Annotated in this window: 24 protein-coding genes; 6 read left to right on the top strand and 18 right to left on the bottom strand. The window is 63.9% G+C overall.

Annotation, left to right across the window (positions count from 1 at the left end; genetic code table 11):
* Positions 1-485 precede the first annotated feature (485 nt).
* From B7G52_RS09570 to B7G52_RS09515, 12 genes are all read right to left on the bottom strand, one after another.
* Entirely contained in the window at positions 486-1685 is a 1200-nt protein-coding gene (locus B7G52_RS09570; RefSeq protein ID WP_096697378.1) for an acetyl-CoA C-acyltransferase, read from the bottom strand.
* A complete protein-coding gene (locus tag B7G52_RS09565) occupies positions 1682-2143 on the bottom strand; it encodes an endonuclease domain-containing protein (RefSeq protein ID WP_240523380.1) in 462 nt (153 codons plus the stop codon). Before B7G52_RS09565 ends, B7G52_RS09570 begins: the two co-directional genes overlap by 4 nt.
* Before the next feature lie 65 nt (positions 2144-2208).
* A complete protein-coding gene (locus B7G52_RS09560) occupies positions 2209-2724 on the bottom strand; it encodes a DUF4442 domain-containing protein (protein ID WP_096697376.1) in 516 nt (171 codons plus the stop codon).
* Between the two features lie 142 nt (positions 2725-2866).
* The gene (locus tag B7G52_RS09555) at positions 2867-5356 is read right to left on the bottom strand and encodes a 3-hydroxyacyl-CoA dehydrogenase/enoyl-CoA hydratase family protein (RefSeq protein ID WP_096697375.1); all 2490 of its coding nucleotides are present in this window, start codon (positions 5354-5356) and stop codon (positions 2867-2869) included.
* Positions 5357-5458: 102 nt separating this feature from the next.
* Positions 5459-5893 carry a DUF2147 domain-containing protein gene (locus B7G52_RS09550; protein ID WP_096697374.1) on the bottom strand — a complete coding sequence of 145 codons (435 nt, stop codon included), beginning with the start codon at positions 5891-5893 and terminating at the stop codon, positions 5459-5461.
* 44 nt (positions 5894-5937) lie between these two features.
* On the bottom strand, positions 5938-7734 hold the full coding sequence (locus B7G52_RS09545) for an acyl-CoA dehydrogenase C-terminal domain-containing protein (RefSeq protein ID WP_096697373.1): 1797 nt from the start codon (positions 7732-7734) through the stop codon (positions 5938-5940).
* A 25-nt stretch (positions 7735-7759) separates the two neighbouring features.
* Positions 7760-8524: a TetR/AcrR family transcriptional regulator gene (locus tag B7G52_RS09540; RefSeq protein WP_096697372.1), complete on the bottom strand. Its 765-nt coding sequence runs from the start codon at positions 8522-8524 to the stop codon at positions 7760-7762.
* A 107-nt stretch (positions 8525-8631) separates the two neighbouring features.
* Positions 8632-11019, bottom strand: a complete 2388-nt coding sequence (locus B7G52_RS09535) for a PAS domain-containing protein (protein WP_096697371.1) — start codon at positions 11017-11019, stop codon at positions 8632-8634.
* Positions 11020-11101: 82 nt separating this feature from the next.
* Positions 11102-11950 (bottom strand): fumarylacetoacetate hydrolase family protein, encoded by an 849-nt coding sequence (locus tag B7G52_RS09530; RefSeq protein WP_096697370.1) that lies wholly within the window; start codon positions 11948-11950, stop codon positions 11102-11104.
* A 170-nt stretch (positions 11951-12120) separates the two neighbouring features.
* Positions 12121-12867: an SDR family NAD(P)-dependent oxidoreductase gene (locus tag B7G52_RS09525; RefSeq protein ID WP_096697369.1), complete on the bottom strand. Its 747-nt coding sequence runs from the start codon at positions 12865-12867 to the stop codon at positions 12121-12123.
* Positions 12864-13607, bottom strand: a complete 744-nt coding sequence (locus B7G52_RS09520; RefSeq protein WP_096697368.1) for an SDR family oxidoreductase — start codon at positions 13605-13607, stop codon at positions 12864-12866. Before B7G52_RS09520 ends, B7G52_RS09525 begins: the two co-directional genes overlap by 4 nt.
* Before the next feature lie 18 nt (positions 13608-13625).
* A complete protein-coding gene (locus tag B7G52_RS09515) occupies positions 13626-14741 on the bottom strand; it encodes a mandelate racemase/muconate lactonizing enzyme family protein (RefSeq protein ID WP_096697367.1) in 1116 nt (371 codons plus the stop codon).
* A 131-nt stretch (positions 14742-14872) separates the two neighbouring features.
* On the opposite strand from B7G52_RS09515, the gene B7G52_RS09510 reads away from it, so the two are divergent.
* The 6 genes from B7G52_RS09510 (at position 14873) to B7G52_RS09485 (ending at position 21468) form a co-directional block, all read left to right on the top strand.
* On the top strand, positions 14873-15592 hold the full coding sequence (locus B7G52_RS09510) for a FadR/GntR family transcriptional regulator (RefSeq protein WP_096697366.1): 720 nt from the start codon (positions 14873-14875) through the stop codon (positions 15590-15592).
* Between the two features lie 55 nt (positions 15593-15647).
* Positions 15648-16634, top strand: coding sequence for a sialic acid TRAP transporter substrate-binding protein SiaP (locus B7G52_RS09505; RefSeq protein ID WP_096697365.1), 987 nt, complete (start codon positions 15648-15650; stop codon positions 16632-16634).
* A 119-nt stretch (positions 16635-16753) separates the two neighbouring features.
* Positions 16754-17323, top strand: coding sequence for a TRAP transporter small permease (locus tag B7G52_RS09500; RefSeq protein WP_096697364.1), 570 nt, complete (start codon positions 16754-16756; stop codon positions 17321-17323).
* Between the two features lie 12 nt (positions 17324-17335).
* Positions 17336-18730 carry a TRAP transporter large permease gene (locus tag B7G52_RS09495; RefSeq protein WP_096697363.1) on the top strand — a complete coding sequence of 465 codons (1395 nt, stop codon included), beginning with the start codon at positions 17336-17338 and terminating at the stop codon, positions 18728-18730.
* Between the two features lie 24 nt (positions 18731-18754).
* Positions 18755-20281: a UxaA family hydrolase gene (locus B7G52_RS09490; RefSeq protein ID WP_096697362.1), complete on the top strand. Its 1527-nt coding sequence runs from the start codon at positions 18755-18757 to the stop codon at positions 20279-20281.
* Positions 20282-20403: 122 nt separating this feature from the next.
* On the top strand, positions 20404-21468 hold the full coding sequence (locus B7G52_RS09485; protein WP_096697361.1) for a malate/lactate/ureidoglycolate dehydrogenase: 1065 nt from the start codon (positions 20404-20406) through the stop codon (positions 21466-21468).
* A gap of 151 nt (positions 21469-21619) precedes the next feature.
* Here the strand turns inward: B7G52_RS09485 and slmA are convergent, their stop codons facing one another.
* From slmA to argB, 6 genes are all read right to left on the bottom strand, one after another.
* Complete coding sequence (gene slmA, locus B7G52_RS09480) at positions 21620-22255, bottom strand: nucleoid occlusion factor SlmA (RefSeq protein ID WP_096697360.1); 636 nt, start codon at positions 22253-22255, stop codon at positions 21620-21622.
* 157 nt (positions 22256-22412) lie between these two features.
* Positions 22413-23834: a sensor histidine kinase gene (locus tag B7G52_RS09475; protein WP_096697359.1), complete on the bottom strand. Its 1422-nt coding sequence runs from the start codon at positions 23832-23834 to the stop codon at positions 22413-22415.
* Positions 23835-23921: 87 nt separating this feature from the next.
* Positions 23922-24617 carry a response regulator transcription factor gene (locus B7G52_RS09470; RefSeq protein ID WP_096697358.1) on the bottom strand — a complete coding sequence of 232 codons (696 nt, stop codon included), beginning with the start codon at positions 24615-24617 and terminating at the stop codon, positions 23922-23924.
* A 36-nt stretch (positions 24618-24653) separates the two neighbouring features.
* Positions 24654-25076 (bottom strand): type II toxin-antitoxin system HicB family antitoxin, encoded by a 423-nt coding sequence (locus tag B7G52_RS09465; RefSeq protein ID WP_096697357.1) that lies wholly within the window; start codon positions 25074-25076, stop codon positions 24654-24656.
* Positions 25077-25086: 10 nt separating this feature from the next.
* Positions 25087-25263 (bottom strand): type II toxin-antitoxin system HicA family toxin, encoded by a 177-nt coding sequence (locus B7G52_RS09460; RefSeq protein WP_096697386.1) that lies wholly within the window; start codon positions 25261-25263, stop codon positions 25087-25089.
* Positions 25264-25450: 187 nt separating this feature from the next.
* Positions 25451-26362 (bottom strand): acetylglutamate kinase, encoded by a 912-nt coding sequence (argB, locus tag B7G52_RS09455; RefSeq protein ID WP_096697356.1) that lies wholly within the window; start codon positions 26360-26362, stop codon positions 25451-25453.
* Positions 26363-26402: the final 40 nt, after the last annotated feature.

Below are 26402 nucleotides of genomic sequence, written 5' to 3'. Positions count from 1 at the left end.
ATTCGTCCACCGAGGGCGGCAGAAGGTAAGCAGTGTCTCGGTCAACAGATATGAACCGGCTCATCGGGCAGGACTCCTTTGGTCTACTCCAGCAATTGTTGCGCCATACCCCGCTTCGCGAAAGACGGGAAAGCCCGACAGGCTCCTAGGAGCGCAACGCCGAGTGGCGCTGTTTTCACCCCGTTCCCTGCGGGTTGTGATCAAAAGGGCCGTGCGCGGCGTTGCAAAGCCTTGCCGGGGACTGCCCCGGCGGCGTTTTGCGCCTTGCTCACAGCCCTTTTGACTCACAACGCATCTCCTGAAAACAGGGTGAACAGGCCCTAGGAGCCTGTCGGGCTTGGGGCGTCGAAAGCGAAAATAGGCCCCGGCGAGGACAGTTTTTGCCGGATTTGCAGGCCCATAGCCCAGCTATGGGACAAAAAGACGGTGAAAAATGGACCGCTGCGGTCGATTTGCAGCCGACGATTCCCAAGTCCGACAGGCTCCTAGACCCGTTCGAAGATGCCGGCGGCGCCCTGCCCCATGCCGACACACATCGTCACCATGCCGTACTTCAGCTGGTGCCGGTGCAGCGCATGAATCACGGTGGCGGCACGGATCGCACCGGTGGCGCCCAGCGGATGGCCCAGCGCAATCGCGCCGCCCATCGGGTTCACTTTCGCGGCGTTCAGCCCCAGCGTGTTGATGACCGCCAGCGACTGCGCGGCAAACGCTTCGTTCAATTCGTACCAGTCGATGTCGTCCTGCTGCAGGCCGGCGTAGCGCAGCGCTGCCGGAATCGCCTCGATCGGGCCTATGCCCATGATGTGCGGTGGCACGCCCTTGGCCGCGTAGCTGACAAAACGCGCAAGCGGCTTGAGGCCGTGTTCCTTCACCGCCTTTTCGCTGGCCAGGATCAGCGCGCCGGCGCCGTCGGAGGTCTGCGAGCTGTTGCCCGCCGTGACCGAGCCGCGCGCGGCGAACACCGTCTTGAGTTTGGCCAGGCCTTCGAGCGAGGTGTCGGGGCGCGGGCCTTCGTCCAGGCTGACGGTACGGGTTTTGCTGATGACGTCGCCGCTCTCCAGGTCCGGCGAACGGTCGGTGACCTCGACCGGCGTGATCTCGGCCGTGAACTCGCCGGCCTGCTGCGCCTTGATCGCCCTCTGGTGCGACTCGACTGCAAACTGGTCCTGCGCCTCGCGCGACACCCTCCACTGCTGCGCGACTTTTTCAGCCGTCAGGCCCATGCCGTAGGCAATGCCGATGTTCTCGTCGTTGGCAAACATGGCCGGCGACAGCGAGGGCGAGTTGCCCGACATCGGCACCATGCTCATGCTTTCGGTGCCGGCGGCAATCATCACATCGGCCTCACCGACCCGGATGCGGTCCGCCGCCATCTGGATGGCGGAGAGGCCCGACGCGCAAAAGCGGTTGACGGTGATGCCGCCCACGCTGGTCGGCAGGCCGGCCAGCACCGCACCAATGCGCGCAATGTTCAGGCCCTGCGGGCCTTCGGGAATGGCACAGCCGCAGATGAGGTCCTCGATCGCTTTCGGATCCAGCGTGGGCACCTGCGCGAGCGCGGCCTGCAGCGCACGCACCAGCAGCTCATCGGGGCGGGTGTTGCGGAAGAACCCCCGGTGCGAGCGCCCGATGGGCGTGCGCGTGGCGGCAACGATGTAGGCTTCCTGGACTTGTTTGCTCATGGTGTATTTCCTTTGATGTCTTTGTCTTGCCCCCTCTCCCGCTTGCGGGAGAGGGCCGGGGTGAGGTCTGCCGTGTGACTGCGCGTAGCGCCCGTTTCCTCCCTCTCCCGCTTGCGGGAGAGGGTTGGGGTGAGGGTTTGTGCAACTTGCAGTATTTTTTCCAGCACCGCTTCTGTTTGAAGCAGTACGTCGTTGTTCCAGAATCGAAGTGTTTGAAAACCCAGAGCAGCCATGTCGTCGCTGCGCTTTTGGTCGTGGTGAACTGCTGCCTCTTCTGCGTGCTGGCCCCCATCAAGCTCGATGACCAAGCCTATTTCAATGCAGACAAAGTCCGCAAAATAGCGACCGACGGGGTGCTGGCGACGAAACTTGAAATTGCCAAGTTGTCGGGCGCGCAGCCTCGACCAAAGCAAAGCTTCCGCATCGGTTGAGTCCTGGCGCAGTGCGCGTGCACGCACCCTCACCCCAACCCTCTCCCGCGCGCGGGAGAGGGGGTGGGGCAGATCCGATGTCTGCGAAGCCATCACGGCACTTGTTTCCTTGTGCCGGACGGAATCCAGGCCCAGACAAATTCGCATTCGACCGGGTTCACACCGGCTTCGTCGGTCACGGTGACGGTCACCGTCACTTCGCCCTTGTCGCTGGCCTGCATGGCGGCGCGCTGCTCGTCGCTCAAGGTGGCCACGGCGCGCAGTGCGCCGGTGGCGCGCTTTTTGAACGCCATCTTCAGTTCCTTGGCCAACGGCGTGCAGTCATCGCGCACATTCATGCCGACCACCATGCCGGTGGCGGTTTCCGCCAGCAGGTTCATCGCCGAAGCGTGGATGCCACCAATGTGGTTCTGCACCTTTTTCTCGTTCTTGATGCCGATCTCGACCCTGCTGGTTGTCATCTCCAGAAAGTCCAGCCCCGCCGTGCCCGTGAAAGGCACGGCGCGGTGCATCACCAGGCCACGGCACCAGGTGCGTGCAAAAGCCGGCACGTCGGACAGCCGGTCCAGCTGGCGTTCGAGGCGATTGGGGTTGTTGTGTGGGGTCATAAAGTTGCGGTTCGTGATTGAGAAAGCGTAGCGAGGAGGCATCAGGCTAGGCGCGGGCGCCCGGAAGCAACCGGAACGTACTTCTGTACGTGAGGATTGGTTCTGGGCTGCAACGACGCATGATGCCTCCGCAGTAGCTTTATCAATTACGATGAGGTTTGCCCGTGCTCATCATGCCCATAATCCGCTCCTGCGTTTTCGGGTGTTCCAGCAGCGCACAGAAGGCCTTGCGCTCCAGCGTCATCAGATACTCTTCGGTCACCAGCGAGCCGGCATCGACATCGCCGCCGCAGACCACGTTGGCGATCAGGCTGGCGATGTGGAAGTCGTGCGCGCTGATGAAACCGCCGTCGCGCATGTTGACCAGTTGGCCCTTGATGGTGGCCAGGCCGCTGCGGCCGACCACCGGGAAGGGCCGCTTGTGCGGTGCGCGGTAGCCGGAGTTGAACAGCGCGCGCGCCTCGTTCAAGGCGACATACAGCAGCTCGTCCTTGTGGGGAACGATCACATCGCTGTCGAGCAGATAACCGATCTTGCGGCTCTCGATGGCGCTGGTGCCGACCTTGGCCATGGCCGCGGCGGTGAAACCTTCGGTCAGGAACGGCAGCACGTCCTTGCTGGTGGAGGTTGCTGCGTTCTCCGCCGCGCGGCGTGCAATATAGGTCAGGCCGCCGGCACCGGGCACCAGGCCAACACCGACCTCGACCAGGCCGATGTAGCTTTCCATCGCGGCCACCCGTTTGCTGGAATACACCGCCAGCTCGCAGCCGCCGCCCAGTGCCAGGCCGCGAACGGCCGACACCACGGGAACCGCCGCATAACGCAGCTTGAGCATCACCTGCTGCATCTCGGCCTCGGCGCCTTCCACAGCCGAGACACCGGCCATCATGAAAGCCGGCAGCATGGCCTGCAGGTCGGCACCGGCCGAGAACATCTCGTCGTTCGACCAGATCACCAGGCCCTTGTAACTTTTCTCGGCGAGATCCACGCCCATCGCCAGGCCTTCGACCACATCGGGGCTGATGGCGTGCATCTTGGTCTTGATGCTGGCGATCAGCACATCGCCCTGTTCACCAGCCAGCGTCCACAAGCGGATTGCATCGTCTTCGTGCAGCGTCGTGCCGGCGGTCATGAAGTCGGGCAAGGCCTCGCCCAGCAGTTTTTCAGGGAAATGCTGGCGGTCGTAGACAGGAAGCGCGCGGCGCGCCACAAATTTGCCGGCCGACGCGCTCCAGGAGCCCTGCGCCGTGTGCACGCCGCCGGCCTCGGCGACCGGGCCCTTGAAAACCCACTCGGGCAGCGGCGCCTTGCACAGCGCCTTGCCCGCGGCTATGTCTTCCTGAATCATCGTCGCGACGGCCAGCCAGCCAGCTTCCTGCCACAGCTCGAACGGGCCCTGTTTCATGCCAAAGCCCCAGCGCATGGCCTGGTCCACGTCGCGCGCGTTGTCGGCAATGCTCGCGAGATGCACGGCGGCGTAATGAAAGCTGTTGCGCAGGATGGCCCAGAGGAACTGGCCCTGCGGTCCTTCGGCGTTGCGCAGCAGGCGCAGGCGCTCGGCTGCCGGCCTCTTGAGCATGCGGGTATACACCTCGTCTGCCTTCTGGCCGCCGGGCACGTACTCTTCGCTGTCCAGCTCGAAGCGCAGCACGTCGCGCCCCACCTTCTTGTAGAACCCGGCCTTGGACTTCTGCCCCAGGTTGCCCAGTTCCAGCAGTTTTTTCAGCACCTCGGGCGTGCCGAAGCTGGCGTAGAACGGGTCGCTCTTTTCGTCCAGGTTGTCCTGCAGGGTCTTGATGACGTGAGCCATGGTGTCCAGGCCCACCACGTCGGCGGTGCGGAAGGTGCCGCTGCTGGCGCGGCCCAGCTTCTTGCCGGTCAGGTCATCGACCACGTCGTAGGTCAGGCCGAAGTTCTCGACCTCCTTCATCGTCGCCAGCATGCCGGCGATGCCGACGCGGTTGGCCACAAAATTGGGCGTGTCATGGGCGCGGATCACACCCTTGCCGAGGCCACTGGTCACAAAGGCTTCGAGGTCGTCGAGCACCCGGGGGTCGGTGGTCGGGGTGTTGATCAGCTCGACCAGCGTCATGTAGCGCGGCGGGTTGAAGAAGTGGATCCCGCAAAAACGCGGCTTGATGGACTCGGGCAGGGCTTCGCTCAATTTCGTGATCGACAGGCCCGAGGTGTTGCTCGCGACGATGGCGCCTTCACCGATGAAAGGCGCGATCTTGTGGTACAGGTCGGTCTTCCAGTCCATGCGTTCGGCAATCGCCTCGATGATCAGGTCGCACTCCTTCAGAACCTCCATGTGTTCCTCGTAGTTGGCCTGCTGGATCAGGGCCGCGTCTTCGGGCACGCCCAGCGGTGCGGGCTTGAGCTTTTTCAGGCCTTCGATCGCGCGGCTGACGATGCCGTTTTTCGGGCCTGTTCCGCCGCCGGGCCGCCCCAAGGTGGAAGCGGCCCCCTCGGGGGGCAGCGAACCACGCGAGGCGGGTAGCGTGGGGGCGCCGTTATCGGGCAGGTCAAACAGCACCACCGGCACCTTGAGGTTGACCAGATGGGCGGCGATTTGCGCGCCCATCACGCCGGCACCGAGCACGGCGACTTTTTTGACTTGAAAGCGGGACATGGTTTCTCTTTCTTTTCTATTCCGTTCGGGCTGAGCTGGTCGAAGCCATGGGCGATTTCGTAACGCCCCTTCGACAGGCTCAGGGAGAACGGATTTTGATGGTTACGGAATACGGACCCAGGTCTGGGTGCGGCCGAAGGGACCGAACGAGCCGCGGACTTCAAGCTTTTTGCCGCCTTCGGCAGGCGTCAGGCGCAGCGTGTAGTTGCGGCCGTTTTCGGGGTCCAGTATCTTGCCGCCCTCCCACACTTCCTTGCCTTCGGCCTTTTTGGCGCCGCGGATGATCTCCAGGCCGAGAATCGGCTTGTCCTTGCGGTCATCGCTGCAGGGGTCGCAGACGTCGTCGGGCTTGACGTCCTTGCCCAGGCGCGTGGCGATCCTGCCGCTGAGCACACCGGCGCTCTCGACAATCCGGATCTCGGCCTTGGCCTCCCCGGTCTTGTCGTCCACATTGCGCCACAGGCCGACCGGCGTCATCTGGGCCAGGGCCGGGACGGCCGATGCTCCCAAAACAATAGCTATCAGCGCGCGGTACATAAGGGCTCCAGGGCTAAAAAGCATGAAAAACAAACGCTCGCCGGTCAGGCCAGCGCAGCATCCGTGTCCATCAACGCCCTGCTGCCGCTGCGCGCGGTGCGCATCAGCGTCGCGGTCTCGGGGAACAGTTTCGCGAAGTAAAAACGCGCCGTCTGCACCTTGGCCAGATAGAAGGGGTCGGCATTGCCGGCGGCGATTTCGCGCAGCGCGGTTTGCGCCATGCGCGCCCAGAAGTAACCAAACACCAGGTGGCCGGCCACGCGCAGGTAGTCCACCGCCGCGGCGCCCACTTCGTCGGGGTTTTGGAACCCCTTGAAGCCCAACTCGGTCGTGAACTTGGTCATCTGGTCGGCCAGGTAGGCCAGCGGGTTGATGAACTCGGCCATCTTCTCGTTGACGCCTTCCTCGGCAATCAGCGCGCCAATGATCTTGCCGAATTTCTTCAGCGTGGCGCCGTTGTTGCCGAGCACCTTGCGGCCCAGCAGGTCCAGCGACTGGATGGTGTTGGTGCCTTCGTAAATCATGTTGATGCGGTTGTCGCGCACGAACTGCTCCATGCCCCATTCCTTGATGAAGCCGTGGCCGCCGAAAACCTGCATGCAGGCGTTGGTGGAGATGTGGCCGTTGTCGGTCAGGAAGGCCTTCACGATGGGCGTGAGCAGCGCGACGATCTCGCCGGAGTCCTTGCGGACCTTTTCGTCGGGGTGGTGCAGTTCCTTGTCGAGCAGCATCGTGCAGTAAATCGCCAGCGCACGGCCGCCCTCGGCATAGGCCTTGGCGGTCAGCAGCATCTTGCGCACATCGGGGTGCACGATGATGGGGTCTGCAGCCAAGTCCTTGGCCTTCACGCCCGACAGCGAACGCATCTGGATGCGGTCCTTGGCGTAGGCCAGCGCGTTCTGGTAGGCCACTTCGGTCAGGCCCAGCGACTGGTTGCCGACGCCCAGGCGGGCGGCGTTCATCATCACGAACATGGCAGCCAGGCCCTTGTTGGGCGCGCCCACCATGGTGCCGACGGCGCCCTCGAGCACGATTTGCGCGGTGGCGTTGCCGTGGATGCCCATCTTGTGCTCCAGGCTGCCGCAGTAAATGCCGTTGCGCGAGCCGATGGCGCCGTCTTCCCCGACATTGAATTTCGGCACCAGGAACAGGCTGATGCCCTTGCTGCCCTGCGGTGCATCGGGCAGGCGGGCCAGCACCAGGTGCAGGATGTTTTCGGTCATGTCGTGTTCACCGGCGCTGATGAAAATCTTGTTGCCGGTGAGTTTGTAGGTGCCGTCCGCCTGTGGCTCGGCTTTCGTGCGCAGCAGGCCCAGGTCGGTGCCGCAATGCGGCTCGGTCAGGCACATGGTGCCGGTCCACTCGCCGCTGACCAATTTTGGCAAGTAGAGCTTTTTCTGCGCGTCCGTGCCGTGGGCATGCAGCGCCTCGTAGGCGCCGTGCGACAGGCCGGGGTACATGGTCCAGGCCTGGTTGGCGGAGTTCAGCATTTCGTAGACGCACTGGTTCACGACAAACGGCAGGCCCTGGCCGCCGTATTCGGGGTCGCAGGACAGGGCCGCCCAGCCGCCTTCGACGTACTTGGCATAGGCTTCCTTGAAACCCTTGGGCGGCGTCACCTCGTGCGTGGTCTGGTCGAGTTTGCAGCCTTCCGTGTCACCGCTGATGTTCAGCGGGAAGGTCACTTCAGCCGCAAATTTGCCAGCCTCTTCGAGCACGGCATTGATGGTGTCCGCGTCCACATCGGCGTGTTTCGGCAGGGCCTTGAACTCGTCGGTGACCTTGAGCACTTCGTGCATGACGAACTGCATGTCGCGCAGTGGCGGGTTGTATTGAGGCATGGAAAGGTCCTTTGATGGGAAGGGATTAAACGGAAGAGGCGGAAGAAGCGGAAGAGTCAGGCACCGGCAGAGTGCCGCTGCCCGTCAGTGATGCAGAGGTGATGGGTGGCGCCAGCGCGCCGGCAGCGTCGCTGCCGTAACGCGCCAAGATGCTCTGGAAAGCGCGCAATGTCCGGTCGATGGAACCAGGCGTCTTGAGGAAGCGGGCTTCGTAATGCAAGGCCAGGATCAGGCCGTGGATCTCGAAGGCAATCTGGCGCTCATCGGCGTCCGCACGCAGATGGCCGGCCTCCTTGGCCAGCACCACCGCGCGGTACATGGCCGCCAGCCAGGTCTGCACCGAGGTGGCCAGCGCGTCGCGCACCGGGCCGGGCCGGTCGTCAAATTCAACGGCGCCGCTGATAAAGATGCAGCCCGACTGCAACTCGACCGCAACGCGTTTCATCCAGTTACCGAACAGGGCCTGCACCCGCGGCAAGCCTGTGGGCTCTTTCAGCGCAGGGTAAAAAACCTCTTCTTCAAAACGCGCGAAATATTCGCGGATGACCGAGATCTGCAGTTCTTCCCGGGAGCCAAAGTGGGCAAACACGCCCGACTTGCTCATGTGCATGACTTCGGCCAGGGCGCCAATGCTCAGGCCTTCCAGGCCGATTTGCGTGGCCAGTCCGAGGGCGGCATCCACGATGGCCGCCTTGGTCTGCTGGCCTTTTTGCATGCCGGCATGCGCGGCGCGGCCACTTTCCCGGGGACCCGGGCGGGCTGTCTTGACAGGAAGTTCGGTAACAGACATGAAAATCAGACAAAAAAGAACGACCGTTCTATTTTGCCGCAAAACCCATGCCGTCAAGCGCGACGCCCCGGAAACTCCGATTTATAGAGGCGACGACCTAGGTTAACTCAGGGTAAACCCTTGATAACCTCGGCCTCCGAAACCGGGAATTCCGCAATCCAGTCAGAAAGCTGCTGTGGATCGAAGGGCTTGGTCAGGTGCCGGTTGAAACCCGCTGCCAGGGCCTTCTGCTGGTCATCCGCCTGGCCCCATCCGGTCGCTGCAATCAGCAGCGGTCGGTTGCCCCAGGGCTGGGCGCGCACCAGCCGCGCGACTTCATAACCATTGAGGCCGGGCATCCCGATATCGAGTACCAGCACATCAGGCCGCAAACGCTTCGCCAGGTCGGCCGCCTCCAGTCCGTCGTTGGCCGTGTGCACCAGGTAGCCGTCCATGCGAAGCAGTTCGGCCAGCACATGGACCGCATCGCGGTTGTCGTCGGCGAGCAGCACGGTCCGGACCTGCGGCTGGCGCAGGGCCGGCAAGGCCACAGCAGGGCTGACGAGGACCGGTTGCCTGTCAGCGGAATACGGCAGCTTGACGACAAAGCGGCTGCCGCGGCCCGCGCCTTCGCTGAACGCCAACACCGTGCCGCCGTGCAGTTCCACCAGCCCCTTGGCCAGCGCCAGCCCGATGCCCAGACCACCTTCCGAGCGGTCCAGCGCCGACTGTTCCTGCGCAAACATGGTGAAGATGTTTTCAATGCCCGCCTGACTCAGGCCAATGCCGCTGTCCGTCACCGTGAAGCCCAGCCAGTCGCCCTCAACCTGCACGTCGAACCCGATCTGTCCACCTTCGTCGGTGTATTTCACGGCGTTGTTCAGCAGGTTGGACAACACCTGCGCCAGCCTGAGCGGATCGGCCACCAGCTGCAGGCCGTCGCCTCCGATCGTGGCCACCAGCGTGTGCCACTTGGCCTGCGCCAGGGGACGCACGGTTTCCAGGACGGACTCCACCAGATCATCGACAGCCAGGGGCACCTTCTTCAGGACCACCCTGCGCTGGGTGATGCGGGCGACATCAATCAGATCGTCCAGCAGGCGGGCCATATGGCCCACCTGGCGCCCAATCACAGCCACGGCATGCTCCCGCACCGCCGGCTGGGAGGCAGGTGAGCCGAGCAACTGGACGGCGGCGCGAATCGGCGCCAGCGGGTTGCGCAGTTCGTGCGCCAGCGTTGCCAGAAACTCGTCCTTCTGACGGTCCGCAGCGCGCAGCGCCTGGTGGTTTTTTTTCGCGTCCTCGATGTCGGTGGTGGTACCGAACCAGCGCAGCACGCGGCCGGAGGCATCAAGCTGCGGTACCGCCCGGGTCAGAAACCAGCGGTAGACCCCGTCATGGCGGCGCAACCGGTACTCGACCTGCCATTCGGTGCCCTGTTCACGCGCGGCCGCAAAGGCCTGCCCCGGCGCGTCGCGGTCCTCGGGGTGGAGCGCACTTGTCCAGCCGTGGCCCAGTGCGGCATCGGTGCCCTGACCGGTGTAGACCGACCACTGGGAATTGAAACGCTCCAGGCCACCGTCGGCATCGGCCACCCAGGCCATCGCGGGAATGCTGTTGGAAAACACCAGCAGGGCCTCCTGCGCGCGCTGCAGCTCGGTCACGTCATGGCCATGCACAAAAACACCCTCGATCTGCCCGCTCGGCCCCCTACGCGGCTGGTAGACAAAATCGAGGTAGGCCTCCGTGAGTGGCGCATCAGGTTCGCTGTTGAGCATCAACCGCACCGAGCGGCCGACATACGGCTCGCCGGTGGCAAACACCTTGTCGAGCAATGCCACAAAACCCTGCTCCACCACTTCGGGCAGCGCCTCGGCCACCGGTTTTCCGATGACATCACGAAAGCCCGTCATCTGCAGGTAGGCGTGGTTGGCGATCTCGAAGACATGGTCCGGTCCGCGCGTCACCGCGACAAAGCCGGGCGCCTGGCTGAACAGCGTCTGCAGTCGCTCCTGCTCGGCGCGCTGATGCCGTTCGGCCAGCACCATGGCCGTGGTTTCGGTGCAGGCGCAATACAGGCCGGCAATGGCGCCGGCTTCGTTGCGCACGGGCGAATAGGAAAAGGTGAACCAAGTGTCTTCATCGTAGCCATGGCGGCGCATGCGAAGCGGCAGGTTTTCGACAAAAAAAGCTTCTCCGCCCAGCGCACGCTGCACCAGCGGCTCAATGTCGGCTCGAATGTCATGCCAGGCCTCGTAAAAGGGCCGGCCCAGCGCCTGCGGATGCTTGGCGCCCAGAACCTCGGCATAGGCATCGTTGTAGAGCAGGGACAGGGTTGGCCCCCAGGCCACAAACATCGGAAAGGCCGAGCCCAGCATGAGGTTGACCACCGAGCACAAGGACTGCGGCCACAGCCCGGGCGCGCCCAGGGAGGAACCCGCCCAGTCCTGCTCGCGCATCAGCCGGGCAACACCGGTATCTCCAGCCAAAAAAGCAAGCGGGGGGTGGGCACTCATGGATTCGAGTGTAGCCCGCGGGGTCACAAAACGCCGGACCCGCGCGCTCAGGAGCCCGGGGCTGCCCGCGCCCGAACCGGTGTCACAACTTGAACGGAACCACCACCTGGCGCTGCTCACCCAGGCCTTCAATGCCCAGGGTCATGACGTCGCCCTTTTTCAGGAACAAGGGCGGCTTCATGCCCATGCCCACGCCGGGCGGGGTGCCGGTGGTGATCACGTCGCCGGGCATCAGCGTCATGAACTGGCTGACATAACTGATGATTTTGGCCACGCTGAAAATCATGGTTTTCGTGCTGCCGGTCTGCGCCCGCTGGCCGTTGAGGTCCAGCCACATTGCCAGCTTTTGCGGGTTCGGCACATCATCGCGCGTGACCAGCCAGGGGCCGATCGGACCGAAGGTGTCGCAGCCCTTGCCCTTGTCCCAGGTGCCGCCGCGCTCGATCTGGTACTCGCGCTCACTGACGTCGTTGATGGTGCAGTAGCCGGCCACAAAATTGAGCGCATCCTTCTGCGAGACATACCGCGCGCGGGTGCCGATCACCACGCCGAGTTCGACCTCCCAGTCGGACTTGACCGAACCCTTGGGCAACATGACCGGGTCGTTGGCCCCCTGGATGCAGGTGGTGGCCTTCATGAAAACGATAGGCTCTTTCGGAATCGGCAGGCCCGACTCGGCCGCATGGTCGGCATAGTTCAGGCCGATGGCGATGAACTTGCCGACACCGGCGACCGGACTGCCCAGACGCGGCTTGCCCTTGACGAGCGGCAGGTTCGCCGCCTTGAGCTTGCGCAGTTTGGCCAGTGCGGCATCACCGAGCTGCTCGGGGCCGATGTCCTTGATCACGCCGCTCAGGTCGCGCAGTTTGCCCTCGGCATCGATGAGACCAGGTTTTTCCTTGCCGGGGTTGCCGTAACGAACGAGTTTCATGGTTTTTCCTTTTAAAAAGAGGGGGAAATGGGGCGTCCAGCAATTCGATTATCGGGATGCAGGGCGAGGCGCACGGAGCGCAGGAACCGGAATGCACTTGGGTGCATGAGGATTCCGAGCACCGCGCAACGCTGCAATGCGCCCGAGAATCGGATTGATGGATGTCCCCATCAGTAGGTGGAGCGGCCGCCCGACAGATCGAACACCGCGCCGGTCGAGAATGAGCAATCTTCGGTGCACAGCCAGCCGACCATGGCCGCCACCTCGTCAGGCGTGCCGAAGCGGCCCATCGGTATTTTCGACAGCATGAAGGCAATGTGCTCCGGCGACATCTGGTCAAAAATGGCGGTCTTCACGGCGGCCGGCGTGACACAGTTGACACGCACGCCCGTGTCGGCGAGCTCCTTGCCCAGCGACTTGGTCAGCGCAATCACCGCCGCCTTGCTGGCACTGTAGGCGCTGGCATTCGGGTTGCCGTCCTTGCCGGCCACCGAGGCGATGTTGACGATGCGGCCGTAGTTGTTGGCGCGCAGGTGCGGCGCCCATTCGCGGCAGCACAGGAACAGGCCGTTGAGGTTGACGGCCATCACCTGCTCCCACGCGTCGACCGGGTAGTCCCAGAGCTTGACGTTGGGGCCGGTCACGCCGGCGCTGTTGACCAGCGCATCGACCTTCGGGGCCAAGCGCAATGTCGCCTGGACCGCGGCGCTTACCGAGGCATGCTGCGACACGTCCACCGCCACCGCCGAGGCCCGCGGACCCAGCGCGGCCACCGCCTGCTTTGCCGCCGTTTCGTCACGGTCCCACAGCGTGACACTGCCACCGGACTGGATCAGCCGCTGCGCAATGGCGTAGCCCAGGCCGGTGGCGCCACCGGTGACCACCGCGTGCCGGCCCTGGAAGTCGAGCTGGTTCATATCGTCATGCCGCCGTCGATGTTGTAGTGCTGGCCGGTGACAAACGCCGCTTCGTCGCTGGCCAGAAAGGTCACGACGGGAGCAATCTCGTGAGCCTGGGCAAGCCGACCCATGGGCTGGCGCGCAATGAAATTCCTGCGCGCTTCCGCCGGATCTTCAAACACATTGATGCGGTCCTGCAGCGAGGGCGTATCGACGGTGCCGGGGCAGATGCAGTTGCAGCGTATGCCCTGCATCACAAAGTCGGCCGCCACACTTTTGGTCAGGCCGATCACCGCCGCCTTGGACGCGCCATACACAAAACGGTTGGGCAGGCCCTTGATGCTGACGACACTGGCCATGTTGATGATGCTGCCGCTGCCCTTGCCGCCGTTGTTCGCGAGCATGCGCGGCAAGGCGGCCTGGATGGTCCAGAACTGCGAACGCACATTGAGGTTGAAAGCGAATTCCCACTCATCGTCGGTAGCCTGCAGGACGGTGCCGGCGTGCACAAAACCCGCGCAGTTGAACAGCACATCGAGCGCGGGCAGCCCGGCGATCGCCTTCTGGATGGCCGCCTTGTCGAGCACGTCCAGCGCCATGGTCCGGATATTGGGCATGCCCGCATAACTGTCCAGCAGCTTCGCGTTGACGTCGGTCGCCCAGACCTGCGCGCCTTCTGCCGCCATGGCCAGCGCGCTGGCCTTGCCTATGCCCTGGCCTGCGGCCGTGATCAGTGCGGTTTTCCCTTGAAGTCTCATGCCTTTTCCTTGGTTAATTTATTGATTCAGGATGGTGTCGGCAAGCTGCCGTTTTTCGATGACAGGCCAGTCCCACGCAATGCCCAGGCCCGGCGTATCCGACGGCCAGGCATAACCGCCCTCGACCCGGATGCGGCTGGTCGTGATGTCGTCGAGCTGCGGGATGTATTCAACCCACGCCGCATTGGGAACCGCGGCGCACAGGCTCACATGCAGCTCCATCAGGAAATGCGGACACACGGGCACGCCGAAACCTTCGGCCAGATGGGCCACCTTGATCCATGGCGTGATGCCGCCAATACGCGCCACGTCGGGCTGGACAATGCTGCAGGCGCCCTGTTCCAGGTATTCGCGAAACTGGCTCAGGTGGTACAGCGACTCACCCACGGCAACCGGGATGGCCGTCTGGGCACGCAGTTGCCTGTGGCCCGACACATCTTCTGCCGCCATGGGCTCCTCCAGCCAGGCGAGATCCAGCCCTGCAAAGGCAGCCGCACGGCGCAAGGCTTCCGGGCGGTTGAAGCCCTGGTTCGCGTCGACCATGATGTCGAAGCCCGGGCCGACGGCCTCACGCACGGCGGACAGCCGCGCCACGTCTTCGCTGACATGCGGCCTGCCCACCTTGATCTTCGCGCCCCGAAACCCCTGGGCCTGGGCTGCCAGCGTCTGCGCCACCAGTTCGTCGGCACCCAGGTGCAGCCAGCCGCCCTCGGTCGTGTACACCGGGACGCGTGATTGCGCGCCACCGAGCAACTGCCACAGGGGCAAGTCCTGGCGGCGCGCGCGCCAGTCCCACAAGGCGGTGTCCACACAGGCCAGCGCCAGGCTGGTGATGGCCCCCACAGCGGTGGCATGGGTGTGAAAAAACAGGTCTTTCCAGATCGCCTCGACATGCAGCGGATTGCGGCCCAGCAGACGCGGCGCCAGATGGTCATGCAGCAAGGCCATGACCGACGAGCCGCCGGTGCCTATGGTGTAGGCATAACCGGTGCCCTCCACGCCGTCGCTGCAGCACAGGGTGAGCAGCAGGGTCTCCTGCGTCACAAAGGACTGGATGGCGTCGGTGCGCACGACTTTGGGCGGCAGGTTGACCTGCCGCAAGCGGATGGATTTAATCGTGACAGGTGCAGTCATGGGCGAACGCAGAGAAAAATCATTACAGGGTTTAGCCGGATGGCCGGAAGGACTGGAATCATGGGATTATCAATTGGTCTGACCACTTGTCCACTTCTGGCTAACCCTTAATTCCTTCGCGCACTGAAAAAATGCCGCTGCAAACCGTCGAACCGCAACGCCTTTACCGCCAGATCGCCGAGCAGCTGCGCTCGCTGATCAGCAAGGGGGAATTTGCGGCCGGCACACGCCTGCCGGCAGAACGCGACCTGGCCAAACAGCTTGGTGTGAGCCGGCCGTCGGTGCGGGAAGCCCTCATCGCCATGGAAGTCGAAGGCTGGGTCGAGGTGCGAACCGGCTCCGGCGTGTATGTGCTGGACCGGTCGGTGCGGGCCAGCCGGTCCAAGGGGCCGCAGGTGGCACTGACCGAATGGGGGCCCCTGGAATTGATACGCGCGCGCCGCGTGGTGGAGGGGGAGGTCGCCTCGATGGCCGCTCTCCAGGCCAGGCGCAAGGACATTGACGCCATGCGCGCCGCCATTGACGCCATGGTCACCGACGCCAACCGCGGCGTGTTGCCGCTGGACGGCGACCGGGCCTTCCACAGCGCGATTGTCGAGGCTTGCGGCAACGTGGTGCTGATCGAAACCGTGCAGAGTTTCTGGGACTCCCGCCGCGGCCCGCTGTTCACGCGCCTGACCGGCTACTTCGAGACGATGAAATCATGGCAATCGGCGATTGCCGAACACGAAGCGATCCTGGCTGCCATCTGCGCACACGACGGCCCCGCCGCCCGCACGGCGATGCATGCCCACATGGACAAGTCCCATTCCCGATTCAGCGCGAGCTGGCGCCGCGCGAAGACAAGCTGAAGGAAGCGCCCGGCAGTTCACCTTTTCCACCCATTCTTTTAACCGAGGAGACAACATGACGAAACGATTTGCTCTTAAAACAATAGCATGCTGCGCAATTATGGCGGGCACCCTGGGCACATTTGGCATTGCCAATGCGCAGACCAAACTGAAATGGGCGCACGTCTATGAAACGTCCGAGCCCTACCACAAGTGGTCGGTCTGGGCGGCCGACGAGTTCAAGAAACGCACCAACGGCAAGTACGAGATCCAGGTCTTCCCGGCTTCCAGCCTGGGCAAGGAAAGCGACATCAACCAGGGCCTGCAACTCGGCACGGTGGACATCATCCTGACCGGCGCATCCTTCGCGTCCAACTCCTTTCCGCGCCTGGCCGTCAGTTACTACCCGTTCACCTTCCGCGACGCAGACCATGTGGTCAAGTACGGCAAGAGCGATGTCTTCAAGGAACTGACCGAGGGCTACAAAAAGGCCACCGGCAACACGGTGACCGCGCTGACCTACTATGGCGCGCGCCATGCCACCAGCAACAAGCTGTTCACCAACTGCGACCAGATGAAGGGCCTGAAGATGCGGGTGCCCGATTCGCCGGCCTACACCGCGCTGCCGCGCGCCTGCGGCGCCAACCCGACACCCATCGCCTTCGCCGAGGTCTACCTGGCGCTGCAGAACGGCACCGTGGATGCGCAGGAAAATCCGCTACCGACCATCGAAGCCAAGAAGTTCTATGAAGTGCAGAAGAACATCATCCTGACCGGCCACATCTCCGACGCGCTGCTCACGGTGATTTCGCCCGGCACCATGGCCAGGCTGTCGCCGGCCGAGCAAAAGCTGCTCGCCGACGTCACACAGGAAGCCGCCGAAAAGGCCACCAACGACATCCGCAAGCGTGAAGGCGAGCTGGTGGAAGAGTTCAAGAAAAAGGGCAACAACGTGGTGACGGTTGACCGCGCCGACTTCCAGCAGCGCGTGCTCAAGGCCATCACCTTCGAATCCATGAAGCTCGACAAGAAGGACTGGGACCGCATCATCGCCCTCAAGTGATCGCCCGCGAGGGGTCCCGGGCCGGGACCCCTCGCCGGATCGGACAGCTCGTGTTGCCGATACCGACCGCAACCGGCATTTTTCTTCTCAAAAGACAAGCGACAAAAGGCAACACCGACATGGAAACCATTGACGACATGGCCCCCGTGATGGGGGCGGACGGACAGTTCCACGCGCAGGACGAAGCGGTGGACCTTTCCGGCACCAAACTGGAAGCCTGGGTGGCGCTGGGCTTCTTCTGGATCCTGGGTGTCACGGTGTTCTACCAGTTTTTTACCCGCTATGTGCTCAACGACTCGGCGGCCTGGACCGAGGAGATCGCACGTTACCTGCTGATCGCCGTGGTCTTCACCGGCGCAACCATAGGTGTCGTCAAGAACAACCACATCCAGGTGGACTTCTTCTACAAGTTCATGCCCAGGGCGATGGCACGCGCCATGGCAACCGCCGTCGATGTGCTGCGCGTGGGTTTCTTCGCCACCGCCGCCGTGCTGACCGTGATGATGATGCTCAAGCTGGGCAGCAATTCGCGCATGACCATGGTCGATCTGCCCATGAACTGGGTTTACGGCATTTGCCTGCTGGGCTTTGCCGCCATGGCCTTCCGCTCCGTCCAGATTGCGCTGTTCCACCACCGGCGCGGCTATTCCGTTCTCGAACGTCCCGAGTCCTCGATGGACGACAAATAAGACCTACATACCATGCTCAAAATCATTTTCCTGCTGCTCATGAGTGGCGGCATTCCGGTGGCCATCGCGATGGCGGGTTCGGCCCTGCTTTACATCTGGTGGACGGGCACCCTGCCGGCTTTCGTGGTGATCCACCGCATGGTCAGCGGCATCGACAGCTTTCCGCTGCTGGCGGTTCCGTTTTTCATCCTGGCCGGCAACCTGATGAACAATGCCGGCATCACCAACCGCATCTACAACTATGCGCTGGCGCTGGTCGGCTGGCTCAAGGGCGGCCTGGGCCATGTGAATGTGGTGGGTTCGGTGGTGTTCGCCGGCATGAGCGGCACCGCAATTGCCGACGCCGCGGGCCTGGGCACCATCGAGATCAAGGCCATGACCGACCACGGCTACAGCAAGGAGTTTGCCGTCGGCGTGACGGCAGCGTCGGCCACGCTCGGGCCCATCATTCCGCCCAGCCTGCCCTTCGTGATTTACGGGATGATGGCCAACGTCAGTGTCGGGGCGCTGTTTCTGGCCGGCATCCTGCCGGGCATCCTGATGGCCGTGCTGATGATGCTGACCGTGGCCTACTTCGCCCACAAAAACGGCTGGGGCGCCGACATCAAGTTCGAGTGGCCCCGCGTGATCAAGGCGCTGGTCGAAACCCTGGTGGTGGCCGGCTGGCCGCTGGCGCTCTGGCTGCTGATCACCAAGGCGGGCTTCCCGCCGCAGATCACCGTGTTTGCCGGCCTGATCGTGCTGTTTGCCGCCGACAAGTTTTTCAACTTCCAGGCCGTCCTGCCCATCATGACGCCGGTGCTGCTGATAGGCGGCATGACCACCGGCATCTTCACGCCCACCGAAGGCGCCATTGCCGCCTGCCTCTGGGCCATGGTGCTGGGCCTGGCCTGGTACCGCACACTGAACTGGAAAATGTTCGTCAAGGTCTGCCTGGACACGGTGGAAACCACCGCCACCGTGCTGTTCATCGTGGCGGCCGCCAGCATCTTCGGCTGGATGCTCACCGCCACCGGCATCACCGCGGCGATTTCCGAATGGGTGCTCGGTTTCACCAAGGAACCCTGGGTGTTCCTGCTGCTGGCCAACATGTTGATGCTGTTTGTCGGCTGCTTTCTCGAACCCACCGCCGCCATCACCATCCTGGTCCCCATTCTTGTGCCGATCTGCCAGCAACTGGGCATTGACCTGGTTCACTTCGGCCTGGTGATGGTGCTCAACCTGATGATAGGCCTGCTGCATCCGCCGATGGGCATGGTGCTGTTTGTTCTGGCACGGGTGGCCAAGCTTTCGGTCGAGCGCACCACCATCGCCATCCTGCCCTGGCTCGTGCCCCTGCTCGGCTCGCTGGCCATCATCACCTATTTTCCGAAACTGGTGCTCTGGCTGCCAAAAATGGTTTACTGAAATTCCCTTCGACCCGAACCCACCATGACCCCTTTTATCCGCCTTCATCCCGCCGACGACGTCCTGATTGCCCGCGCCCAGCTCGTGGGCGGCACCCAGGTCGAAAACATCACCGTCAAGGGCCTGATCCCGCCCGGCCACAAGGTCGCCACGCGCGCACTGGCCGCCGGCGAGGCGGTGCGGCGCTACAACCAGATCATCGGTTTTGCCAGCAAGGCAATTACGCCCGGTGAGCATGTACACACGCACAACCTCGACATGGGGCCCGACAAGGGCGACTTTGCGCGCGACTATGCGATTGGTGCCGACGTGAAACCCGCCGTCCCGCGGCGCGAGGCCACCTTCATGGGCATCAAGCGGGCCGACGGCCGCGTGGCGACGCGCAACTACATCGGCATCCTGTCCAGCGTCAACTGCTCGGCGACCGCCGCGCGTGCCATCGCCGACCATTTTTCGCGGCAAAACAACCCGGCCGCGCTGAAGGACTTTCCCAACGTGGACGGCGTGGTCGCGCTGACGCACGGCACCGGCTGCGGCATGGACACCGAGGGCATGGGCATGCAGATCCTCGAGCGCACGCTGGCAGGCTACGCCACCCATGCCAACTTTGCCGGCGTGCTGGTAGTCGGCCTGGGCTGCGAGGCCAACCAGATCAACGCCTGGCTGGCGCACAGCGCGCTGCGCGAAGGCGACAACTTCCGCGTCTTCAACATCCAGGACACCGGCGGCACGCGCAAGACGGTGGACAAGGGGATTGCCCTGATCAAAGAGATGCTGCCGCGCGCCAATGCCGTGAAGCGCGAACCCTGCAGCGCGGCCCACATCACCATCGGCCTGCAGTGCGGCGGCTCCGACGGTTATTCGGGCATCAGCGCGAATCCGGCGCTGGGTGCGGCGGTGGACTTGCTGGTGGCGCATGGCGGTACCGCCATCCTCAGCGAAACCCCCGAAATTTACGGCGCCGAGCACCTGCTGACACGCCGCGCGGTGCGCCCCGAGATTGCCGAAAAGCTGATCGCCCGCATCAAATGGTGGGAGCACTACACCGAGATCAATGAAGGCGAGATGAACAACAACCCCTCGCCCGGCAACAAGGCCGGCGGCCTGACCACGATTCTCGAAAAGTCGCTGGGCGCCGTGGCCAAGGGCGGCACCAGCAACCTCGAAGCGGTGTACGAATACGCCGAACCGGTGGGCGCGCACGGCTTTGTCTACATGGACACGCCGGGCTACGACCCGGTCAGCGCCACCGGCCAGGTGGCCGGCGGCGCCAACCTGATCTGCTTCACCACCGGACGCGGCTCGGCCTATGGCTGCGCGCCCTCGCCCTCGCTCAAACTCGCCACCAACTCGGCACTGTGGCAACGCCAGGAAGAGGACATGGACATCAACTGCGGCGAGATCATCGACGGCGGTGTGTCGGTCCAGGAGATGGGCCAGCGGATTTTCGACATGGTGCTGGCCACCGCCTCGGGCGCGCAGAGCAAAAGCGAACAACACGGCTACGGGCAAAACGAATTCGTGCCCTGGCAAGTCGGCGCGGTCATGTAGCCCATTCTTCACTCCCTCTCCTTCCGGGAGAGGGCTGGGGTGAGGGCACTGCGCACTGGGCCACCTTCACCCTGACCCTCTCCCTGAGGGAGAGGGAACAACATCCACAAAGCTGGAACATCATGCAAAAAACACTCCCAGCCCAATCCCTGCAAGCGCAGGTAGCTACTGTTTTAATAGCAGCCGGCAGCGCTGCCGAAGAAGCCTCTGCCGTGGCGGCCAACCTGGTGCTGGCCAACCTGAGCGGCCATGACTCGCACGGCGTGGGCATGCTGCCGCGTTATGTGGACGCGGTGCTCGAGGGCGGCCTCCACCCCAACACCGGCGTGAAAGTGGTGCTCGACACCGGGTCGCTGCTCACGCTGGACGGCCAGCGCGGCTACGGCCAGATTGTCGGCCAGCAGGCCATGGCGCTGGGCATGGAACGCGCCCAAACCCACGGCAGCTGCATCATGACGCTGGCCAACGCGCACCACCTGGGGCGTATCGGGCGCTTTGCCGAAATGGCCGTGGCCCAGGGGCTGGTGTCGCTGCACTTCGTCAATGTGCTCTCCCGGCCCGTGGTCGCACCTTTTGGCGGCGCTGACGGCCGCTACGGCACCAACCCTTGCTGCATTGGCGTTCCGCTGGCGGGACGTGCACCTTTCGTTTTGGACTTTGCCACCAGCCGCGTGGCGCAGGGCAAGATGCGCGTCGCCCACAACGAAGGCCGGCGCGTGGAGCCCGGCACGCTGATCGACGAACACGGCCGGCCCACCACCGACCCCGGCGTGGTCGTGGTGCCGCAGAGCAATGGCCTGTTCGGCGCGCTGCTGGCCTTTGGCGAACACAAGGGTTACGGCATGGCCGTCGCCTGCGAACTGCTGGGCGGCGCGCTGACCGGCAGCGGTACCTGGCACAAGCCGACCGACCCGGCCGTGCGCGCGGTGATCAACGGCATGTTGACCATCCTGATCGACCCGGCCAGGCTCGGGACCCAGGCCACGTTTGAGCAGGAAGCGCTGGCTTTTGTCGACTGGCTCCGGGCCGGACCGGTGGCGCCGGGGTTTGACGCGGTGCAGATCGCCGGTGACCCGGAGCGGGCCTACCGCGCGCAGCGGCAGGACCAAGGCATCGCGGTCGACGCCCAGACCTGGCAGGAGATTGTGGCCGCGGGCCGCAAGGTCGGCGTGAACGTGCCGGGTTGAGTGTTGCCGGGCCCGGTGACAGCCACTCAACAGCTATTTATTGATCCGGCCCGATGATGTATTAATTTCCGTTCGGGTTGAGCTTGTCGAAACCCTTCGACAAGCTCAGGGCGAACGGTTCATATTTCATAGGGCCGGATCAATAGGGTGCCTAACCCAGCACCACGGCCAGGCTGGCGTCGAGGTGCTCGGTCGGCAGGCGCTTGAAGCCCGAGCGCGAAAAGCGCTGCAGGCGGCCCATCATGAAGGCCACAATGACCGACGCCTGCACCTGCGCCTGGACGGTCGGTGTCGCGGCGCCGTCGGCCCCGGCCGCATCGCGCAGGTTTTGCTTGAGGCTGGACTCGAGTTTGTCGAAAAACTGGTTCATGCGCTCCTGCAGGCGCTCGTTTTCGAATACCAGGGCGTCACCGGCCATGACGCGGGTCATGCCCGGGTTTTTTTCGGCAAACTGCAGCAGCATGATGACCAGCCGGCGGGTGCGCTGCGCCGGGTCGGTCTCGCGTTCGGCGATCTGGTTGACCAGGGTGAACACCGTCTGCTCGATGAACTCGATCAGGCCCTCAAACATCTGTGCCTTGCTGGCAAAGTGGCGGTACAGCGCCGCTTCGCTGACCTCGAGCCGGGCCGCCAGGGCCGAGGTGGTGATGCGTTCCGCGCCGGGCTGCTCCAGCATGGTCGCCAGCGCCTGCAGGATCTGCACGCGGCGCTCGCCCGGCTTGGGGCGCTTGCGCGGCGCAGCCGGCGTGGAGAGCTCGGGACTTACATCAGACTCAAACTCGGACATAGGGCATGCAGTGCGTTGTTGTAAGAGATGTTTCAAAAACTGGGCCGACGCTTTGGATTCTCGCACAGCCAGAGGGGGCTTTCGGAGCACGCCGGTCAGGGGCAAACCCGCGTGCCCGGCCCTGCAACAGCGTGGTTTTTCGGGCGCGATCAGCCTCTCAGGCCGGGGAACGCATCACCAGCCGCACCCGCAGGCCGCAAGCGACACCTTCCCGGCTGCCGGCGGCCTCCAGCGTCAGCTGCGCCCGGTGGGCGCGCGCGATTTCGTCGGCGATCGCCAGCCCCAGGCCGTTGCCCTCCCCGCCGGTGCCGGGCACCCGGTAAAACCGCTCCAGTACACGGGCGCGCTCGGCGGCGGGGATACCCGGCCCGTCGTCCTCGACCTCGAGAAAAACCTGCGACTCGCCCGCAGCGTCCTGAGCTTGGTGTCCGAGCGGGCCGCAGCGTATCGTGACCGTGCCGCCCGGCGCCGTGTATTTAACGGCGTTGTCCACCAGGTTGCCGAGCAGTTCGCGCAGCAGCCACTCGTGGCCGGAGACCTGGGCGAAACGCACCTCCAGCCCCAGGTCGATGCCTTTGGCCGCGGCCGCATCCAGGTGCAGGGCCAGCACCGACTCGCACAGGTCCTTGAGGTCCACCCGATGCACCGGCTGGCCCGCCATCTGGGAGGCATCGGCCCGTGACAGGGCCAGCAGCTGGTTGGCCAGCTGCGAGGTGCGCCGGGTGGCGCTGCGCAGCGCCATGATCTTGTCGGCCGAGAGGGTCAGCTGCCTGCCTGCCGCGGGCGCCATGGCCGCCTGCGCCCAGGCTTCCACCTGGGCCTGCAGCCCCGCCAGCGGGGTGCGCAGCTGATGCGCGGCATCGGCGACAAAGCGGCGCTGGCTCTCGGCCTGGTCGTTGACCAGCGCAAACAGACCGTTCAGTGAAGCCACCAGCGGCCGCACTTCGCTCGGCGTGCTCTGCGGGTCAATGGCGCTGAGGTCACGCGGGGACCGGCGCTCGACCGCCTCCTTGAGCGCCAGCAACGGCCGCAGGGCCCGGGTGACGGCCCAGTTGACGGCCAGGGCGGCGGCCAGCACCAGAATCAGGTTGGGCAACAGCACCTTGAAAAACACAGAGCGCACCCATTGCTGGCGTGCATCCGAGCCGTCGGCCAGCTGCAGGATCAGCTCGCCCGCCGCGGTTCTGACGCGTTGCACCACCACCCGGTAGGTGACGCCGTTTTCCGCCATGCTGTGAAACTCGGGCTCGCGGGTGGTGGGCACCACCATGCTGATCCAGGCGTCACCGGTCAGAAAACGGCCCTCGGCATCCGACACCCGGTAACCGGCAAACCCGGTGCGCGCCTTGATGAACTCCTCGACCGGTGGCGCCAGCAACATCACCGGGCTGTCGTCGGCCGTGCGACCGGGCGCGAGCACCGAGTCGGCCAGCAGGGGCGCCAGGCGCCGCAGTTGCTGGTCCTGCTGCAGGGCGGCATTGCCCGCCGCCTCGTAGTCGAAGTAAATGCTGACCAAGGCAAACAGGCTGAGCGGTGCCAGCAGCAGCAGCAGCAGGCGGCGCTGCAGCCCGGACTTCATGGCCGCAGGCACGCTCAAGGCGGCGGCTCTTTCCGCGGCAGCCGCTGTGGCCGGGTCTGCGCCGGTGTTCTGAGACATCGAGGCAGCTTATCCAGCCGGCGCGTCCAGCGACTCGCCGCCCACCAGCTCCAGCCGGTAACCAAAGCCGCGAATGGACCGCAGTGCGATGCCGTGCGGCTCCAGCTTGCCACGCAGGCGCGAGACGTACACCTCGATCGCATTGGGGGTGATCTCCTTGTCCCAGCCGGTCAGCGCGGCGAGCAGTTTTTCCTTGCTGGCAGGTTTGGGCGCATGGATGAGCAAATACTCCATCACCGTCCACTCGCGCGGTCCCAACTCAATCAGCTGGCCGTTGGCGCGGGCCTGGCGGTTCGCCGAGTCAAGCTCCAGCGCACCAAAACTCAAAATGGCGCTGGTGGCTGCCTGCGAACGGCGCAGCAGCGCACGCAGGCGCGCCAGCAGCTCGGGCAGCTCGAAGGGCTTGACCATGTAGTCGTCCGCCCCCAAGTCCAGGCCCTGCACCCGGTCCTCCAGGGCGTCGCGCGCCGTGAGGATCAGCACCGGCATGGCCAGCCCCCGGCCGCGCAGCCGGCGCGTGAGTTCCAGGCCGTCAATGTTGGGCAGACCGATGTCGATGATGGCGGCATCAAAACTCTCGCCCTGCAGCACCTCTTCGGCACGCTCGGCGCTGCCGACCCAGTCCACCGCGTAACCGGCATCTGACAGCCCCAGCTTGATGCCGCTGGCCAGCATCACGTCGTCTTCAACCAGGAGGAGTCGCATGGTTCAGAACGCGGCAGAAGACGACCCGGTCAACAATCAAACCACCCGCATGTCCAGATGCTTTCCCAATGCTTGCAATGCAGCGGCAATGCCGTCAATACGGGTGGTGTGCCGCACGTTGGTCAGCCGGTTTACCTCCTGCGGCGTGGTGTTGAGGCGTCGTGCAAGCTCGGCTGGTCGCACATCCTGCGTGACCATCTCATTGAGCAACAGCACCTTGGCCGACAAACTGGCCGGAAGCTCGATGACGTGCTGACCGCGCTTGGGCCTGGATGGTGCAGGCACAGCGCGTTTGTCCTCAAAGTAGAAATCAAGGGCAGACTCCAGCGCATCCTTCGCGGCAGCCAAGGCTTGCTGCAAGGTCTCGCCCTGGGTAATGGCTTCCGGAATATCGGCAAAGGTCACAACGTAACCGCCATCTTCCTCGTCAGGGGTCAGGGTGACAGGGTACATAAACATGATGCGCTCCTTATTTCAATCCGAGTTGTTTCTTGATGCCTTCCAGCGTGCCGGTTTTCAGGTCGGTGTTGTGCATCGGCAGAACAGACTGCTTTCCGTTCAGGTACACCTTCAAGTGTGATCCTTTTCCGGCTTGGAAAGTCGCGCCCTGTTGGGTCAGCCAGCGCTTGAATTCTTTGCTGTTCACCAATTAAATTATAAACAATATTGTTTATATCAACCAACGGGTGAAAAAACGCGTTCAGGAAGCGTAGCGAGCGGCTGTCAGGCTAGGCGCACGGAGCACAGCAACCGGAATGTGCTCACGCACATGAGGATTGCGAGCACCGCGCAACGACGCATGACAGACGCGCAGTAGTTTCATGAGTGCGTTTTCAGTGCGACCTGATCATGGTCCCGTAGGCCTGGTCGGTCAGGATCTCCAGCAGCATGGCGTGCGGCACCCGGCCGTCGATGATGTGGACCGAATTCACGCCGCTTTTGGCCGCGTCCAGCGCACCCTCGATCTTGGGCAGCATGCCGCCGGAGATGGTGCCGTCGGCAAACAGCTCGTCGATTTCGCGGGCGCTGAGGTCGGTCAGCAGTTCGCCGGCCTTGTTCAGCACGCCGGGGGTGTTTGTCAGCAGCACCAGCTTTTCGGCCTTCAGCACGATGGCCAGCTTGCCCGCCACCACATCGGCATTGATGTTGTAGCTTTCGTTATGCTCGCCAAAGCCGATCGGGCTGATGACCGGAATGAAGGCGTCATCCTGCAGGGCCTTGACGACGCTGGGGTCGATACTGAGGATATCGCCGACAAAGCCGATGTCGTGCTCCCTGGCGGGGTCGTCCTTGTCGACCATCTTGAGTTTCTGCGCCCGGATCAGGCCACCGTCGCGCCCGGTCAGTCCCACCGCCTTGCCGCCGGCCTGGTTGATCAGCCCCACGATGTCCTGCTGCACCTGGCCCGCCAGCACCCACTCGACCACTTCCATGGTTTCCTCGTCGGTGACCCGCATACCCTGCACAAATTCGCCTTTTTTACCCAGGCGATTGAGCGCAGTCTCAATCTGCGGCCCGCCACCATGCACCACCACCGGGTTCATGCCGACCAGCTTGAGCAGCACCACATCCTCGGCAAAGTCCGCCTGCAAGGCCGGGTCCGTCATGGCATTGCCGCCGTACTTGATGACCAGCGTCTTGCCGTGGAACTTGCGGATGTAAGGCAGCGCCTGCGCCAGGATTTCAGCCTTGTCGCGCGGGCCTACGTGGGAGAGGTCGGGGTCGGGGTGGGAGGTATCGGTCATGGCCAAAGTCTGGAAGTGGGGAATAACCGGCCATTGTGCA

Origin of the sequence: Polaromonas sp. AER18D-145, from assembly GCF_002379095.1 — a bacterium.
GTDB lineage: Bacteria > Pseudomonadota > Gammaproteobacteria > Burkholderiales > Burkholderiaceae_C > Polaromonas.
This window is presented reverse-complemented; position numbering and strand designations above follow the sequence as displayed.